Raw genomic sequence first — 14,731 nt, 5'->3', positions numbered from 1 at the left:
ACGGTCGAGACCGTCCGGCAAGGGCCGGCCGTCCGGAGGCGGCGTCACAGGAGCCGGAACACCAGGAGGTCGCTCATCTGCCCCGACACCTGGCAATCGGAGCGGTCGATCCGCGGCGCCATCCCGCGCATCACCACCTCGCGGTCCTGGATGACGGTGCCGCTCACCCGGTACGGGTAGGTGCCGCAGCGGCCCGCGAAGATGTAGGCGGTACCGTGGTACCGGTTGCCGGACCGGATTCCCTCGAACAGCAGGCTGCCCGGCCGGGCCCCGGCCTCCCCCATGCCGGCCCGGGGCCGATGGTAGTAGAAGCGCCGCTGGTTGCCGGCCGCCTCGAGGCTGACCACCGAGCTGTTGTGCTCCCATAGCGAGCCGCCGGACCGGACCGGCCGGGCCTCCGCCGGGGCGCCGTTCGGGACCAGGTTCATCGCCCCGTTGTTGTAGATGATGGTGTTGTAATTGCCCTGCATGGTGATGCCTGCGCTGCCGAGGTCTTGCGCGACGCCCGGTCCGCAGCCCGCGACGGCCAGTGCCAGGCCAAGGTATCGTCCGATCATTCCGGGTCTCGCTGTGCGACTGGTCTCTTCGTGCGAATCGGGCGACGGAGCCGCCCCGCCGTCGGGCGGAAGGCGGCTCCCGGTTTCCTGGCTCTCAGTCGCAGACGCGCACCCGCCGGTAGTAGACGTTGCCGAAATCGTCGCGCGCCCGCCGGCGCTGGATCCAGCAATCCCGGACATAGGTGACCGGGCGATAGCCGTAGGCCGGGTACGGGTAAGCCGGGTAGGCATAGCGCGGCTGCGACGCGGCGGCCGCCGCCAGCCCGCCGAGCGCCAGGCCGCCGATGATGCCGGCCGCGATCGCTCCTCCGTCACGGGCCTGGGCGGGCGCCTGGAGACCCACCAGCGGAAGCGCGGCCGCCGTCACGAGGGCGAGGCGACGGGCGGCGGAGAAAGCGGAGGAGAGCGTGTCGGACATGGCTGCCTCTTCAGGCCTTTTCTTCAGGTCGACTGGACGACGTCGACACCGTGACGCTTGCGCCTTGAAGCAGACCTGCGCGGCCCGCTAAAATTTTATCGACCTGGGTTCTTTGAGACTATTGTCTTCGAAATCCGACGTGCTCCGTCACAACGCCCTGTCGAGAAGCCGCCGCGGCGGGCGAGGACTGAGCTTGGTAACGAACCGTAAACCACACCGATTAACCTAAACTTATCGCTGTTTCAGCCACATTCACCGCCAAGGAAGCGGCTCGCCGACGTTGACGAACCCCAGGGCCCCAGGTCATGCCGTGCTCAAGCGTCAGTCTGTTTAAGTCCTGGATGTCGGTCTTCGCGCCCTGCTCGCCTCGGATCGGTCGATGCCGGGACGACCGGCCGAGTTCTTGTTCGAACAGCCGGATCCTCGACGACTAGTCGGCGGAGATTGTTCTGCCGCAAGCTGGTCGGTGCCGACCCCGCGCGCCGCAGGCCCTGGCCGTCGGCGGACCAGGGCGCCGATCGTCTGTTTCATCATCACGCAGGACGACATCTGCGGCGTGGCCCGAGCCGGCGCCGCGGCATGATCGAGGGTGCTCGCCATGGAAACCGATCAACTCTCCCGCCGCGCCGTCATGGGCGGCCTCGCCTCCCTCGTCTGTGCGGGCGCCGGTCCCGCCAGGGCCGTCGCGGCCGAGAGCCCCGGCGAGATCCGCATCGCGTTCGTCGGCGATTCGCTGTCCGACGGAATGTGGGGCGGGGTGACCCGTCTCGCGGCCCGGGAGGCATGCCTCGGCGGGCGGGTCAAGCTCGGGCGCTTCGCCGAGAACGGGACCGGCCTGACCCGCCCGGCGAAGTTCGACTGGGTGTCCGAGAGCAAGGCCGTCGTCGCGAAGTTCAAGCCGACCCTGTCGGTGGTGTCGATCGGGCTCAACGACCGGCAGAGCATCGTCGATGCGAGCCGGGCCCGGTTCGATCTCGGCACGCCGGCCTGGCGGACGCGCTACACCGAGCTGTGCCAGGCGATGGCCCGGAACCTGCGCGCCGGCGAGGCGGGCGTGGTGTGGATCGGCCTGCCGGTCCTGCGCGACGCGGCCGCCCAGGACGACGCCGCGGAGAAGAACGCGATCTTCGCCGAGGCGGTGAAGGGTCTGGGCGATCCGAAGGTCCGCTTCGTCGCCCCCTGGCGGCTGGGCAGCGCCGGCCCCGACGCGTTCCAGCCCTACGGGCCGGATCTCCGCGGCGCGCAGGTCCAGCTCCGCGCCGCCGACGGGATCCACTTCACGACTGCCGGCTACGACGTCGTCTCCGCCTACCTGCTGGCTGCGGTCGCCGGCGTCCTGAAGGAGCAGGGGCACGCGATCGGCACTCCCTGCCGGATGCAGCAGGCGCATCGATGAGACTCCCCGGGGGCCGGCGCGGCCGCCTGGCCGCCTTCGGCGCAGCGATCCTGCTGCCGGTGACGGTCGTCGCGCTGGCCCCCGGTGCCGACGGGGAAACCTCCGTGCCCCGCCCGGCGGTGGCGGCCGTCGCGCCTTTGCGTATCGGCGGCGCGGAGGCCCCGCCTGTCCGACATGCCCGCCGGGCGGTCTCCGTCCTGCAGATCGGCGACAGCCACACCGCCGCCGACCAGTTCACCGGCACCGCGCGGCGCATCCTGCAGGAGCGGTTCGGTGCCGGCGGCATCGGCTACCTCGCCGCGGGAACGCCCCATCCGGGCATCCGCAGCACGAGCCTGTCCGCGTCGGCGAGCGCCGGCTGGCGCTACGACAGCCTGAAGCGCGCGACGCGGCCCGACCTGTTCGGGCTCTCCGGCTACGTGGCGGGAACCGACCGCGCCGGCGAGACCCTCTCCTTCGCGAGCGAGGTGCCCGTCGCCTATACGGCGATCGAGATCGACGCGCGGACGGGTCCCGGGATGGGCGCGGTCGCGGTCGAGGTCGACGGCGCGCCGGTCCTTGCCGCCTCCCTCGCCGCCGGGATCGCGGAGCGCAAGACCCTGACGGTCCGTCCCCCCGCCGGCAGCGCCGGTTTCCGGCGGCTGGTGATCCGGACGACCGAGGCGAGGCCGGTGGCTTTCCTCGGCGTCGGCATTGTCCGCGCGGGAGCCGGGGTCACCTACAGCAGCCTCGGCGTGCCGGGCGCGACGATCGACTGGCTCGGCCGCTACCCCGAGGCGACGCTCGCCGACAATGTCCGGCGGCTGGCGCCCGACATCGTCGTGCTCGCCTTCGGCACCAACGAGGGGTTCGACGCCGGGCTCGATCCGGCCGCCTACGAGCGGCGCTACGCCGCCGTGCTGCGCGTGATCCGCCGGGCGGTGCCGGGGGCGCGGCTCGTGATGATCGGGCCGCCGCAGGCCGAGCGCGCGGCGCCAGCCTGCAAGCCCGACCCGGCCCGGCCATGTCCCGCCGACCCGGCCGCGCAGCCTCCTGAGGGGGCCGATGCGTGCCCGTGGCGGCCGCCGCAGCTCGATCAGGTGCGCGCGGTGCAACGCCGCCTCGCCGCGGCGGAGCGGATCCCGTTCTGGGACTGGTGGGGGATCATGCCGGCCGGCTGCGGGGCGTCACGTTGGATGTCGGCCGACCCGCCCCTGATGGCGAAGGACCGGATCCATTTCACCAAGGCGGGCTACCGGATCGGCGGACAGGCCTTCGCCGGCTTCCTGGAGCCGGAATTGCGGGCATTGCTCAGAGGCGACGATGCTGTTTCCCACCATTGAGTTCGCCCTGTTCTTCATGCTCGTGCTGCCGTGCACGTGGCTGCTCAACCGCCGCAACACGCTCAAGAAGGCGATGCTCGTCATCGCGAGCTACGTCTTCTACAGCTTCTGGAGCGTGCCGTTCCTGCTGCTCCTGTTCCTGTCCTCGCTGTTCAACTACGGCGTCGGGCTGCTCGTCGGACGCATCGCCGATCCGGGCCGGCGCCAATGGGTGGTGGGCCTCGCGGTCGCCGGCAATCTCGCGCCTTTGTGCTTCTTCAAGTACTACGATTTCGCCGCGGCCCAGCTCCGGGCGCTCGCCGCGCTCGCCGGGCTGCACCTCGATCCCGGGTCGACCGGGCTCGCCGTGCCGGTGGCGATCTCGTTCCTGACCTTCCACGGCATCTCGTACGTGGTGGATGTCCACCGCGGGAAGGTCCGGGCCTCGCGCTCGCTCCTCGATCTCCTCCTCTACATCAGCTTCTTCCCGCATCTCGTGGCCGGGCCGATCGTGCGCGCGGCCGAGTTCCTCGATCAGCTCGCCCGCCCCTCGGACCCGAAGGCCATCGATCTCGGGGGAAGCGCGCTGCTGATCCTCGGCGGCCTGTTCAAGAAGGTGGTGGTCGCGAGCCACCTCTCGATCCTGTTCGTCGATCCGGTCTTCACCAACCCGCAGGCCTACGGCACCGTCGACCTGATCCTGGCGGCCTACGCCTACGCCATCGTCATCTACTGCGACTTCAGCGCCTATACCGACATCGCGATCGGCGTCGCCAACCTGCTCGGCTACCGGTTCCCGCGGAACTTCGACCAGCCCTACATCGCCCTGTCGCTGCAGGAATTCTGGCACCGCTGGCACATCACGCTCTCGACCTGGCTGCGCGACTACCTCTACATCCCCCTCGGCGGCAGCCGCCTCGGCCGCTGGCTCACCTACCGCAACCTCATCCTGACCATGGTGCTGGGCGGGCTCTGGCACGGGGCCGGGCTGCAATTCATCGTCTGGGGGGCGCTCCACGGGGTCGGCCTCGCGGCGGAGCGCCTGCTGCGCGAGGCGACGGACGAGGCTGGCCGCGTCCGCCAGTTCCTGCGCGGCGAGCTCGGCCAGACCATCCGCTGGCTCCTCGTCTTCCACTTCATCTGCGTCGCCTGGATCTTCTTCCGGTCGGCCGATGCCGGCAGCGCCTGCGACTACCTGGCGACGATCCTGCGCCGCGTCGGCGACGGCGCGCCGCTCACCGCCTCGCCCCTCGTCCTCGTCCTGATGATGGCGGGCTTCCTGACCCAGCTCCTGCCCCCGTCCGCCTACGACGCCGCCGACCGCTCCTTCCGCAAGGTCTCGGTCGCCGCGAAGGTCGCGCTCGGCACGGCCACGATCTGGGCGGTGATCATGCTCGCGCCCTCGGGCGTCGCACCCTTCATCTACTTCCAGTTCTGATCCGATCGGGAAAGCCGGACTTGATCATGACGACCCTCGCCCAACCCGCAGACCGGCTCGCGCCCGTTCGCCCCATCGCCCGCGGCCTTCCGGTGCCGGGGGCAGGGATCCTTCGCCTCGGCCCGGCGGGCCGGACGATCGCCGTCGTCTACGGGACCTGCCTGCTCCTCGCGCTCGCCTATCCCCAGGCGCTCGTCGCCTGGCTCGACGATTTCGAGCCGAATCCGGCGGTCGACGCGGCCCAGGCTTGCGCCTCCCGCCTCGTCGCTCTCTCCGAGAGCCTGGGCCTCGCCCCGATCTCCGGCGCCCTGCGCGAGCGCGGCAAGGACCTCACCCGCAAGCCGGACTGACCGGTGAGCCCCTCTGACGCGCGTGACAGGAGAAGGGACGATGAGGAACGGTGGCCGGCTCGGCATCGCGGCCATGGTGGCGAGCCTGTGGATCAGCCCAGGCGCGCAGGCGGCCTGCATGGTGGTGGGGGACAGCGTCGGCGTCGGGATCGGCATGGCGCTCAAGGGCGTGTGCTCGACCTCCGCCAAGGTCGGCATCAGCTCGACCGCGGTGGCCGAGCGGGTGCGGGCGGGCGGCCACTGGACGATCGCGTCGCTCGGCAGCAACGACTTCCCGCGCGGCATCCAGCCGGCCCAGCGGGTGCAGTCGGAGGCGCGGGTCCGCGGGGCGCTCGCCACGGTCTCGGCCAAGGCCGGCGACCACCTGCTCCTCGTCCTGCCGGCGAACGGCGCCCGCGGACTCGTCCAGAGCTGGGCGGCGTCGAACGGCGTGAAGACGGTCTCGTTCGCCCCCGGGGGCGACAACATCCACCCGCGCAACTACGCGGCGCTGGCGCAGGAGATCAGGAGCCGGATCGGCGAGTGATGTCCGGCTGATGATTTCGCATAAAGATGGAGCGCATCTCCCCTCTCCCGTGTGGGAGAGGGGCCGGGGTTGAGGGTGGCGACGGTGCCGCAGAAAGACTGCACCGTTCCGCTGCCAGCACGACGTTCTGAGCTTTACACGGAAGCGCGCCACCCTCACCCCTACCCCTCTCCCACACGGGAGAGGGGATCCCGCGCTTTATTCGTATGGGAATAGACTGAACGCGACTTGACTTACTCGGCGTCGGGCTGGCGCGACGGGTGGGCAGCCTGGAAGGCGGGGTGCGCCTCGGCGAGCGCGGCCGCGCGCCGGATCTTCGGGAACGGCTCGAGCGGCACGGCGAAGCGCCGTGCGGCATAGACCTGGGGCACGAGGTACACGTCCGCGAGTCCGGGCCCGGACCCGAAGCAGTAGCCCTCGCCGTCGATCAGCGCCTCGACCGCCGCGAAGCCCTCGGCGATCCAGCGTTCGATCCAGGCGCCGACCTCCTCTTCCGGGCGGCCGAGATCGCGCCGCAGGTGGTCGAGCGGGCCGACATTATGCAGCGGATGGATGTCGCAGCCGATGATCGCCGCCACGCCCCGGACCCGGGCGCGTGCGACCGGATCCGCCGGCAGGAGCGGCGGATCCGGATACACCTCCTCCAGGTACTCGATGATCGCCGGGGACTGGATCAGCACGCGGCCGTCGTCGAGGGCGAGGCTCGGCACCCGGCCCTGCGGGTTGATCCGCCGGTAGGCCTCGCCGCGCTGCTCGCCGCCGTTGCGCACGAGGTGGACCGGGACCTGCTCCGGCACCACGCCCTTCAGCGCAAGCGCGATGCGCAGGCGGTAGGACGAGGTCGAGCGCCAGTAGCCGTAGAGCTTCACGCGACGGCTCCCAGAATTTCCGCCCTGCACTCGCCGAGGCCGACCGTCGCGAAGCCCTCGCGCACGCCCCGGGCCCGGAGGATCACCTCGTCGCCGTCCTCCAGGAACCGGCGCTCCTCGCCCGAGGCGAGCCGGAGCGGCTCCCGGCCGCCCAGGGTCGCCTCGACCAGGCTGCCGCAGGCGTCGCGATCCGGGCCCGAGAGCGTGCCGGTGCCGAGGAGGTCGCCGGGCTGCAGGTTGCAGCCGCCGCTGGTGTGGTGGGCGACGAGCTGCGCCATCGTCCAGTACATGTGCCGGGCATTCGACACCGAGACCCGGTGGGGCGCGAGGCCGGCCTCCCGCAGGCCGGGCGTCACCAGCAGCACCTCGAGCCGGAGGTCGAAGGCGCCGCTCGCCTGGTCGGACTCGTCGAGGAGGTAGGGCAGGGGCGCGGGATCGCCCGCGGGGCGCGCGGCCTGGGGGATGCGGAACGGGGCCAGCGCCTCCGGCGTGACGATCCAGGGCGAGATCGTCGAGGCGAAGTTCTTGGCGAGGAACGGGCCGAGCGGCTGGTACTCCCAGGCCTGGATGTCCCGGGCCGACCAGTCGTTGAGCAGGCAGTAGCCGGCGACGTGGTCCTGCGCCGCGCCGATCGGGATCGGCGTGCCGAGGTCGTTGCCGGGGCCGATCCACACGCCGAGTTCCAGCTCGAGGTCGAGCCGGGCCGAGGGGCCGAAGCGCGGCGCGGCCGCATCCGGCGCCTTGGACTGGCCGCGCGGCCGGCGCACCGGGATGCCGGAAGGCCGGATCGACGAGGCGCGGCCGTGATAGCCGATCGGCACGTGCTTGTAGTTCGGCAGCAGCGGGTTGTCCGGCCGGAACTGCTTGCCGATGTTCTCGGCGTGATGGATGCCGACGTAGAAGTCGGTGTAGTCGCCGATCCGCGCCGGCAGGTGCAGCGTGCAGGAGGCCGCCTCGTGCAGGAACGGGGCGACCCGGTCGCGATCGGCCGAGCCCGCGCGCAGCAGCTCCGACAGGCGCGCCCGCAGGGCCCGGCGCGGCCCCGCCCCGAGGGCGAGGAGCGAATTGAGGGCAGTCTCCCCAGCGGCCTCGGCGGCTGCCGCCGCGTCGCCCGCGAGCAGGCCGGTGGCGAGCAGCGCCTTAAGGTCGAGGATGCGGTCGCCGATGGCGGCGCCCGGCCGCATCACGCCGTCACCCGGTGAGAACACGCCGAGCGGCAGGTTCTGGATGGGGAAGTCGGGATGCCCGTCCGCGCCCGGCACCCAGGACCGGAGGGCCGCGTCGTGCGTGTGGTCGATCCCCGTCATCAGCGCGCCTCCGGCCGGCTCGGGTCGAAGTGCTTGGCGAGCTTGCGTCCGTAGGTGCCGTAATCCGTCTGCAGCGCCGGCGTCTCGGCGGCGAAGCGGCTGACCTTCTGGGGAAAGCGCGTCTCGAACATGAAGGCGAGCGTGCCCTCGAGCTTGTGGGGTTTCAGCTCCGCGTTCGAGGCCTTCTCGAAGGCGTCGACGTCCGGCCCGTGCGGCAGCAGGGTGTTGTGGAGCGAGGCGCCGCCCGGCTGGAAGCCGCCGCCGGTCTTGGCGTCGTAGACGCCGTAGACCAGCCCCATGAACTCGCTCATCACGTTGAGGTGGTACCACGGCGGCCGGAAGGTGTTCTCGGCCACCAGCCAGCGGTCGGAGAAGATCACGAAGTCGATGTTGGCGGTGCCGGGCGTCTCCGAGGGCGAGGTCAGCACCGTGAAGATCGACGGGTCGGCATGGTCGAACAGGATCGGGCCGACCGGCGAGTACTTGCGCAGGTCGTACTTGTAGGGCGCGTAGTTGCCGTGCCAGGCGACCACGTCGAGGGGCGAGTGGGCGATCTCGGCCGCCCACAGGCTCCCGCCCCACTTCACCAGCATCGTGCCGGGCGCCTCGCGGTCCTCGTAAGACGCCACCGGGGTGAGGAAGTCGCGCTGGTTGGCCAGGCAGTTGGCGCCGATGGGCCCACGCTCCGGCAGCGTCAGCGCGCCGCCGTAATTCTCGCAGAGATAGCCCCGGGCCGGGCCGTCGAGAAGCGCGACCGCGATCTTCACGCCGCGCGGGATGACCACGATCTCGCCGGGCTCGACGTCGATGATCCCGAACTCGGTGCGGAAGCGCAAGCTGCCCTGCTGCGGCACCACCAGCATCTCGCCGTCGGCATTGTAGAAGTACTCGTCCTGCATCGAGCGGGTGGCCAAGTAGAGATGCGCGCCCATGCCGGCATGCGAGCCGGCGTCGCCGGCCGTCGTCATGGTGCGGATCCCCTCGACGAAGGAGAGCGGTTCGGCCGGGATCGGGACGGGGTCCCAGCGCAGGGGCGCCGGCGCCATCTCGACCTCGGGCGCCGGGGCGGTGCGCCACAGCCCGGCATCGACCTTCCGGAAGGCGCCCCAGTGCATGACGGTCGGGCGGATGCGGTAGAGCCAGGACCGCTCGTTGGTGGTGCGCGGCGCGGTGAAGGGCGAGCCGGAGATCTGTTCGGCATAGAGCCCGTAGGGGCATTTCTGCGGCGAGTTGCGGCCGACCGGCAGCGCGCCGGGCAGCGCCTCGGTCTCGAAGCCGTTGCCGAAGCCCGACATGTAGCCCGGATGGATCTGGGTCGCCGCTTGCGTCCCGGCGGGGGCGGGGTGGACCAGCTGGTTCATGGGGTGGATCTCCCGTGCCAATGGACAACGCGATGGGTGGGCATGGCGCCCCCGGACCGCCTCGGCGCCCGGGAGGTAGCCGAGGGCGTGTCGTTCGGGGCGGTCGCCTTCGAGGCTCCCGTCAGGAACGGGGCCCGTCGGCCCGGCGAAGCGTGCGCTGCGCGAGCGCGATCGCCTCCGCCAGCACCGCCGGATCGCCGACCTCGTGGGCGAGGATCAGCACGAGGCGCGCGTTGAGCGCCGCGCTCTCCTCGTCGCTCAGGCCCTGATGGGCGCGGATCAGGCTCTCGTAGACGTCGTCGGCCCGGCCGGAGAAGCCGTCGTCCCGTCGCAGCAGACCCGTCATCACGCCGCCTCCCGAGCCGCCGTGCCGGATCGGCCGGTCGCCCGTGCCAGCGCCTCGGCCACGCGCGCCGGGTCGACCTCCGCGAAGCGGGCGGCGACGTGCGCGTCGGGGCGGATGAGATAGGCGGTCCCGGGCTTGCCTCCGTAGCGGAGCCCCGCGAGGCCCTCGGCGTCGCGCAACATCTCGGCTGCCGGCACCGCCAGCAGGCGCTCGGCGACGACGACGCAGCGCAGCCCCGGCGCGAGGTCCGGCAGGGGGCCCAGATCGGGCGCCTCGGCCCCGGCGAAGACCAGGAGCGTGAACGGCCCGCCGAGCCGGTCGAGCAGCCAGCCGGCGCGACCCGCCGCGTCGACCACCGGCGCGTCGACGCACGGATCGCCGGGCCGCAAGCCATCGGCCTGCGGGATCGGGTCGGGGGTCTGGAGCGAGAACCCGGCGAGGCGGCACGGCCGCGACAGGCGCCCGGCATTGAGCAGGGCGCGGGCGAAGGGCGCCTCGGCGGCGAGCGCCAGCACCCCGTCGCGAAACAGCCGCTCGGCCTTCGTCTTGGGCGTCATGAAGTTGGTGGTGCGGCTCGAATGGAGGATGTTCTCGTCGGCCGCATGCCCGCGCTCCTCGTCGTAGGTCGCGATCAGGCTCTCGGGCGCCTCGCCCCGCAGAACGAGCGCCAGCTTCCAGCACAGGTTGTCGGCGTCCTGGATGCCGCCATTGCCGCCGCGGGCCCCGAACGGGCTGACCACGTGGGCGCTGTCGCCGACGAACACCACGCGGCCATGCACGAACCGTTCGAGCCGGGCGCAGCGGAACGAGTAGACCGAGCACCATTCGAGGGTGACGGGCGTGTCCTCGCCCACCACGGCGCGCACCCGCGGCATCACCCGCTCGGGCTGGCGTTCCAGCTCCGGATCGGCCTCGGGCCCGAGCTGGAAGTCGATGCGGAAGACGTCGTCGGGCTGGCGGTGCAGGAGCGCGCTCTGGCCGGCATGGAAGGTCGGCTCGAACCAGAACAGGCGCTCGGTCGGGAAATCCGCCTTCATCGTCACGTCGGCGATGAGGAAGCGCTCCTCGAAGCGCGGGCCCGGGAAGGGAAGGCCCAACCGGGTCCGGGTCGGAGAGCGCGCCCCGTCCGCCGCCAGCACCCATTCGGCCTCGAGGGCATAGGCGCCGTCCGGCGTCGCGACGTCGAGGCGCGCGCCCTCGGCGCCCTGCCTCAGCCCGGTGACCTCGTGGCGCCAGCGCAGGTCGATCAGGTCGGGAAACTCCGCCGCCCGCGCGATCAGGTACTCCTCGACGTAGTATTGCTGCAGGTTGATGAAGGCCGGGCGGCGGTGCCCGCTCTCGGGCAGGAGGTCGAAGCGGTAGAGCTCCTCCTCGCCGCGGAAGACGCGGCCCGCCTGCCAGGTCACGCCCTTGTCGACCATCCGCTGGCCGACGCCGAGCCGGTCCCAGATCTCGAGGGTGCGCTTGGCCCAGCAGATCGCCCGGCTGCCGGTCGCGACGGTGTCGTCGTCGTCGAGCACCACCACCGGCACGCCGCGGATGGCGAGGTCGATGGCACAGGTGAGGCCGACCGGCCCGGCGCCGATCACCACGACCGGCCGGCGGCCGCCCGGCTCGGGCGCCGGCGTGGGGGCAAAGCGAGGTTGAGCGGTCATCGGCGCTCCCTGTGGCGTTCCTTAGGTCAGGGGAGTGCGCCCGGTGGAATCCGGGCGTCGTTCGTCGTTGACGGCGCGGAGTCAGCCCTCCAAGGCCCGCCACATCTCGATGTCGCGCTCGGCGGTCCAGATCCGCGGCGTGTCGATCCCCTTCGCCTCGTCGTAGGCGCGGCTGACGTCGAACGGCATGCAATGCTCGAAGATGACCCAGTGCCCGTATTTGGGCCGCATCTCGCTCATCGCCCGATCGTAGACCGCCTTGAGGTCGTGGCCCGCGGCGACGCCGGCCTTGGCGATGCCGAACAGGTCGCGCAGGAAGGCCCGGGTGCCCTCCAGCCCCTCGCGGATCTGCTCGGGACTGGTCAGCGCCTCGCCGCGGCCCGGCACAAGGGCCTTGGGCTTCAGGGCCTCCAGGCGGTCGAGGGTGGCGGGCCAGTCGCCGTAATGGGCGTCGCCGCAATAGGGCGTGGCGCCGTATTCCACGAGGTCGCCGGAGAAGAGCACCCGCTCCTTCGGCAGCCACGCGATCGTGTCGCCGGCGGTGTGGCCGCGCCCGGCATGGATGATCCGCACCTCCCGCGCGCCGAGCCACAGGGTCATCTCGCCGTGGAAGGTCAGCGTCGGCCAGGTCAGGCCCGGGATCTCCTCACGCCCGCGAAAGAGCCGCGGAAAGCGCTGGATCTCGGACTCCATGTCCTGCTGCCCGCGCTCGACGATCATCGCGCGGGCGACGTCGCTGGCGATCACGTTGACCCGGTCCGGGTAGCCGGCGACGCCGAGCACCCGCACGGCGTGGTAGTGGGTGAGGAGCACGTGGCGGATCGGCTTGTCGGTCACCTCGCGCACCTTCCTGACGAGGTCGCCGGCCATGCGGGGCGTCGCCCGGGCGTCGATCACCAGCACCGAATCGTCGCCGACGACGATCCCGGAATTCGGGTCGCCCTCGGCGGTCAGCGCGTAGACCCCGGGGGCCAGCTCGGAGAACGTCTCCTTCTTCTCGGCGAGGTCGGCTTGGCTGGCGAAACCCTTGCTCATCGTGGTTCTCCTCCCTTGCGCGCCTTGCCTCGTGCGCCTTGCCTCGCGCGTTCCCTCCCGTAGCGGACGGCGCGGGATGGGCGCTCCGGCATTGCAAAGTCGCGACGCCTGTGCTTGTTGCGAGTGCAACCACTCCTAACCAGTTGCGAGTGCAACCGTCAAGGGGACTATTGCGCAGCCGCTTCCCGGTGACCGGGGGACGCGTTCCGAGAGCGTGCATGGATCGTCTGAATCTGCTCAGCTTCACGCCGTTCCGGCTGAACCGCCTCGCGGCCGAGTTCAGCACCGCCCTGACGGCGGATTACGCGCGGTTCGGCATCGACATCCCGGAATGGCGGGTCCTGGCGACGTTGGGGATGCATGACGGGCCGCGCAGCGCCAACTACGTCGTGCGCTGCACCCGCACCCACAAATCCCGCATCAGCCGCGCCGTCGGGCAGCTCACCGAACTCGGCCTCGTCGAGCGGCAGGAGAGCGACGACGACCGTCGCGAGATCATGCTTCAGCTCACGCCGCGGGGGAGGGAGGTCTACCGGGAGCTCGTGCCCCTGCTGCTGGCGCGCGAGGAACAGCTCCTGTCCGGCCTGAGCGCGGCGCAGAGGCGGGCGCTCGACGACGCCCTGCTCACGCTGGAACAGTCGCTGGGGCTCATGAACTGCCAGCCGTGAGGCACGCCGGATTCGGGCGCCCATCCGGGTCATAGCGCGGCCGACAGGATGCCGGTGAGCGTCGCGACGGAGAGGACCGTCGCCACCACGACCGTCGCCGCCGAGACCTCCATCATCGCCCCCGAGCGGTGCGCGAGCAGGAACGCGTTCGCGCCGGTCGGCAGGGCGGCGGTCACGATCATGATGAGCGAGGCCGGGGCCGGGATCCCCGCGAGGGTCACGGCCAGCCCCATGCCGAGCGGCATGACGGCGAGCTTGATCCCCACCGCCAGCAGGACGGACGGGCCGACCGTCTCCCGGCGCAGGACGGGCAGCGAGGCGCCCAGGCTGATCAGCGCCAGCGCCGGCGCGGCCTGGGCCAGGAGATCGAGCATCCGCCTGAGCCCCTCCGGCAGCGGGAGGCCGGTCGCGTTCCAGAGCGTGGCCGCCACGATCGAGGAGATGATCGGGTTCTTGAGGCTGCCGGTGATCGTGTCGCGCAGGGTGTGGACGAGGCGGTCGCGAGGCACGCCCCGGTCCAGCTCGACCAGAACCGTCGCCGCGGGCAGCAGCAGGAGCGAGTGCGCGGCGATGATCGACAGGAGGACGGCGAGGCCCGCGCCGCCCCAGATCGCGCCGACGATCGGGATGCCGAGCAGGACGGTGTTGCCGAAGACCGCGTTCAGCCCGAACACCGCCGCCTGCGCGATGGTCAAGCGCAAGAGCGCGATCCCGCCGAGGACCGACAGGGCGAAGAGCGGCAGCGCCACCGCGAAGTAGGTGCCGATCACGTCGAGCCGCGGCGGCGTCCTGCTGCCGATGATCGACAGGAACAGCAACGACGGCAGCAGGACCCAGAAGATCAGGCCCGTCAGCCCCTTGGTCTCGCCCCGATCGACGATGCCGAACCGGATGATCAGGCGGCCGATCACGATCAGGCCGAACACCGGAAGGATGACCGAGACCAGCGTCGACGCGATCGCCGCGAGATGTGACATGCCGTGGGACCCTGTCCTGCCGGCCTCCCCTATAGCGAAAATCCCGGCCTGCGCGGGTGCCGCGTGCCCCTCCCCGTGGTGTTCACAGGTCGTGACGGCAGGAGGGGTGACGCGCGCGACGCGCCGGCGATCCATCTCCCGGCCAGTCCTCCGAGGGTGGCGGTGCCGTGCAGGCTTTCCCCCCACACTGAGGGTGTAGGCGTACGCGACCTCGCCGAGGAGAAGGGCCGGATCGTTGACCCGGAACCTGGGGCCGGAGCGGTTGCGGGCCTGCGGGTCGCTGTCGCTGCCCCGGCGCGTGCCGGCGGGATCGCCGTTGAAGACGGCGCCCTGGAACGACAGGCGCTCGCCGGGTCCGTATTTCACCCGCACCGCCGGGGTCGCCAGCGGGTAGATCGGCCCGCCGCTCGGCAGGACCACGGCGCCGATATTCGGCAAGCCGAGGCCGGCATTGAAGAACACCACCGCCGATTGGGCGTGGCGAACTCGGTGTCGGCCGAGACAGCGCCGCCGCGCGCGAGCCCACG

15 protein-coding genes are annotated in these 14,731 nt (G+C 71.5%); 6 read left to right on the top strand and 9 right to left on the bottom strand.

The genetic code is table 11. The features are described 5' to 3' along the window. Positions 1-44: 44 nt before the first annotated feature. Positions 45-557, bottom strand: a complete 513-nt coding sequence (locus EU555_RS07670; protein ID WP_135414085.1) for a hypothetical protein — start codon at positions 555-557, stop codon at positions 45-47. Between the two features lie 94 nt (positions 558-651). Beyond that, a complete protein-coding gene (locus EU555_RS07665) occupies positions 652-975 on the bottom strand; it encodes a hypothetical protein (protein WP_135414084.1) in 324 nt (107 codons plus the stop codon). A gap of 598 nt (positions 976-1,573) precedes the next feature. Here EU555_RS07665 and EU555_RS07660 point away from each other — a divergent pair. The 5 genes from EU555_RS07660 to EU555_RS07640 are packed head-to-tail and all read left to right on the top strand — an operon-like array spanning position 1,574 to position 5,986. Further along, positions 1,574-2,371, top strand: coding sequence for an SGNH/GDSL hydrolase family protein (locus EU555_RS07660; RefSeq protein ID WP_135414083.1), 798 nt, complete (start codon positions 1,574-1,576; stop codon positions 2,369-2,371). Next, positions 2,368-3,693 carry a GDSL-type esterase/lipase family protein gene (locus EU555_RS07655; RefSeq protein WP_135414082.1) on the top strand — a complete coding sequence of 442 codons (1,326 nt, stop codon included), beginning with the start codon at positions 2,368-2,370 and terminating at the stop codon, positions 3,691-3,693. The genes EU555_RS07660 and EU555_RS07655 overlap by 4 nt, the downstream gene beginning before the upstream one ends. Continuing rightward, a complete protein-coding gene (locus tag EU555_RS07650; RefSeq protein ID WP_135414081.1) occupies positions 3,674-5,110 on the top strand; it encodes an MBOAT family O-acyltransferase in 1,437 nt (478 codons plus the stop codon). Before EU555_RS07655 ends, EU555_RS07650 begins: the two co-directional genes overlap by 20 nt. A gap of 26 nt (positions 5,111-5,136) precedes the next feature. Next, positions 5,137-5,460: a hypothetical protein gene (locus EU555_RS07645; RefSeq protein WP_135414080.1), complete on the top strand. Its 324-nt coding sequence runs from the start codon at positions 5,137-5,139 to the stop codon at positions 5,458-5,460. Positions 5,461-5,500: 40 nt separating this feature from the next. Next, a complete protein-coding gene (locus EU555_RS07640) occupies positions 5,501-5,986 on the top strand; it encodes a hypothetical protein (protein ID WP_135414079.1) in 486 nt (161 codons plus the stop codon). 233 nt (positions 5,987-6,219) lie between these two features. On the opposite strand, the gene maiA is transcribed toward EU555_RS07640, so the two are convergent. The 6 genes from maiA to EU555_RS07610 form a co-directional block, all read right to left on the bottom strand. Continuing rightward, positions 6,220-6,855: a maleylacetoacetate isomerase gene (gene maiA, locus EU555_RS07635; protein WP_135414078.1), complete on the bottom strand. Its 636-nt coding sequence runs from the start codon at positions 6,853-6,855 to the stop codon at positions 6,220-6,222. Then, on the bottom strand, positions 6,852-8,162 hold the full coding sequence (gene fahA, locus EU555_RS07630; protein ID WP_135414077.1) for a fumarylacetoacetase: 1,311 nt from the start codon (positions 8,160-8,162) through the stop codon (positions 6,852-6,854). Before fahA ends, maiA begins: the two co-directional genes overlap by 4 nt. Then, entirely contained in the window at positions 8,162-9,523 is a 1,362-nt protein-coding gene (hmgA, locus tag EU555_RS07625; RefSeq protein WP_135414076.1) for a homogentisate 1,2-dioxygenase, read from the bottom strand. Before hmgA ends, fahA begins: the two co-directional genes overlap by 1 nt. 121 nt (positions 9,524-9,644) lie before the next feature. Next, positions 9,645-9,869, bottom strand: coding sequence for a DUF2783 domain-containing protein (locus EU555_RS07620; protein ID WP_135414075.1), 225 nt, complete (start codon positions 9,867-9,869; stop codon positions 9,645-9,647). Then, positions 9,869-11,524, bottom strand: coding sequence for an FAD-dependent oxidoreductase (locus EU555_RS07615; protein ID WP_135414074.1), 1,656 nt, complete (start codon positions 11,522-11,524; stop codon positions 9,869-9,871). The genes EU555_RS07620 and EU555_RS07615 overlap by 1 nt, the downstream gene beginning before the upstream one ends. Positions 11,525-11,605: 81 nt before the next feature. Further along, positions 11,606-12,559: an MBL fold metallo-hydrolase gene (locus tag EU555_RS07610; RefSeq protein WP_135414073.1), complete on the bottom strand. Its 954-nt coding sequence runs from the start codon at positions 12,557-12,559 to the stop codon at positions 11,606-11,608. 218 nt (positions 12,560-12,777) lie between these two features. Between EU555_RS07610 and EU555_RS07605 the strand changes: the two genes are divergently transcribed. After that, positions 12,778-13,227 carry a MarR family winged helix-turn-helix transcriptional regulator gene (locus EU555_RS07605; RefSeq protein WP_135414072.1) on the top strand — a complete coding sequence of 150 codons (450 nt, stop codon included), beginning with the start codon at positions 12,778-12,780 and terminating at the stop codon, positions 13,225-13,227. A gap of 29 nt (positions 13,228-13,256) precedes the next feature. Here EU555_RS07605 and EU555_RS07600 read toward each other — a convergent pair whose 3' ends face one another. After that, the gene (locus EU555_RS07600) at positions 13,257-14,669 is read right to left on the bottom strand and encodes an AEC family transporter (protein WP_245524186.1); all 1,413 of its coding nucleotides are present in this window, start codon (positions 14,667-14,669) and stop codon (positions 13,257-13,259) included. Positions 14,670-14,731 lie beyond the last annotated feature (62 nt).

It is taken from the genome of Methylobacterium nonmethylotrophicum, from assembly GCF_004745635.1.
GTDB classification, from domain to species: Bacteria; Pseudomonadota; Alphaproteobacteria; order Rhizobiales; family Beijerinckiaceae; genus Methylobacterium; species Methylobacterium nonmethylotrophicum.
Note: the sequence above shows the minus strand (reverse complement) of the source record. Positions and strands in the feature narration are given on the sequence as shown.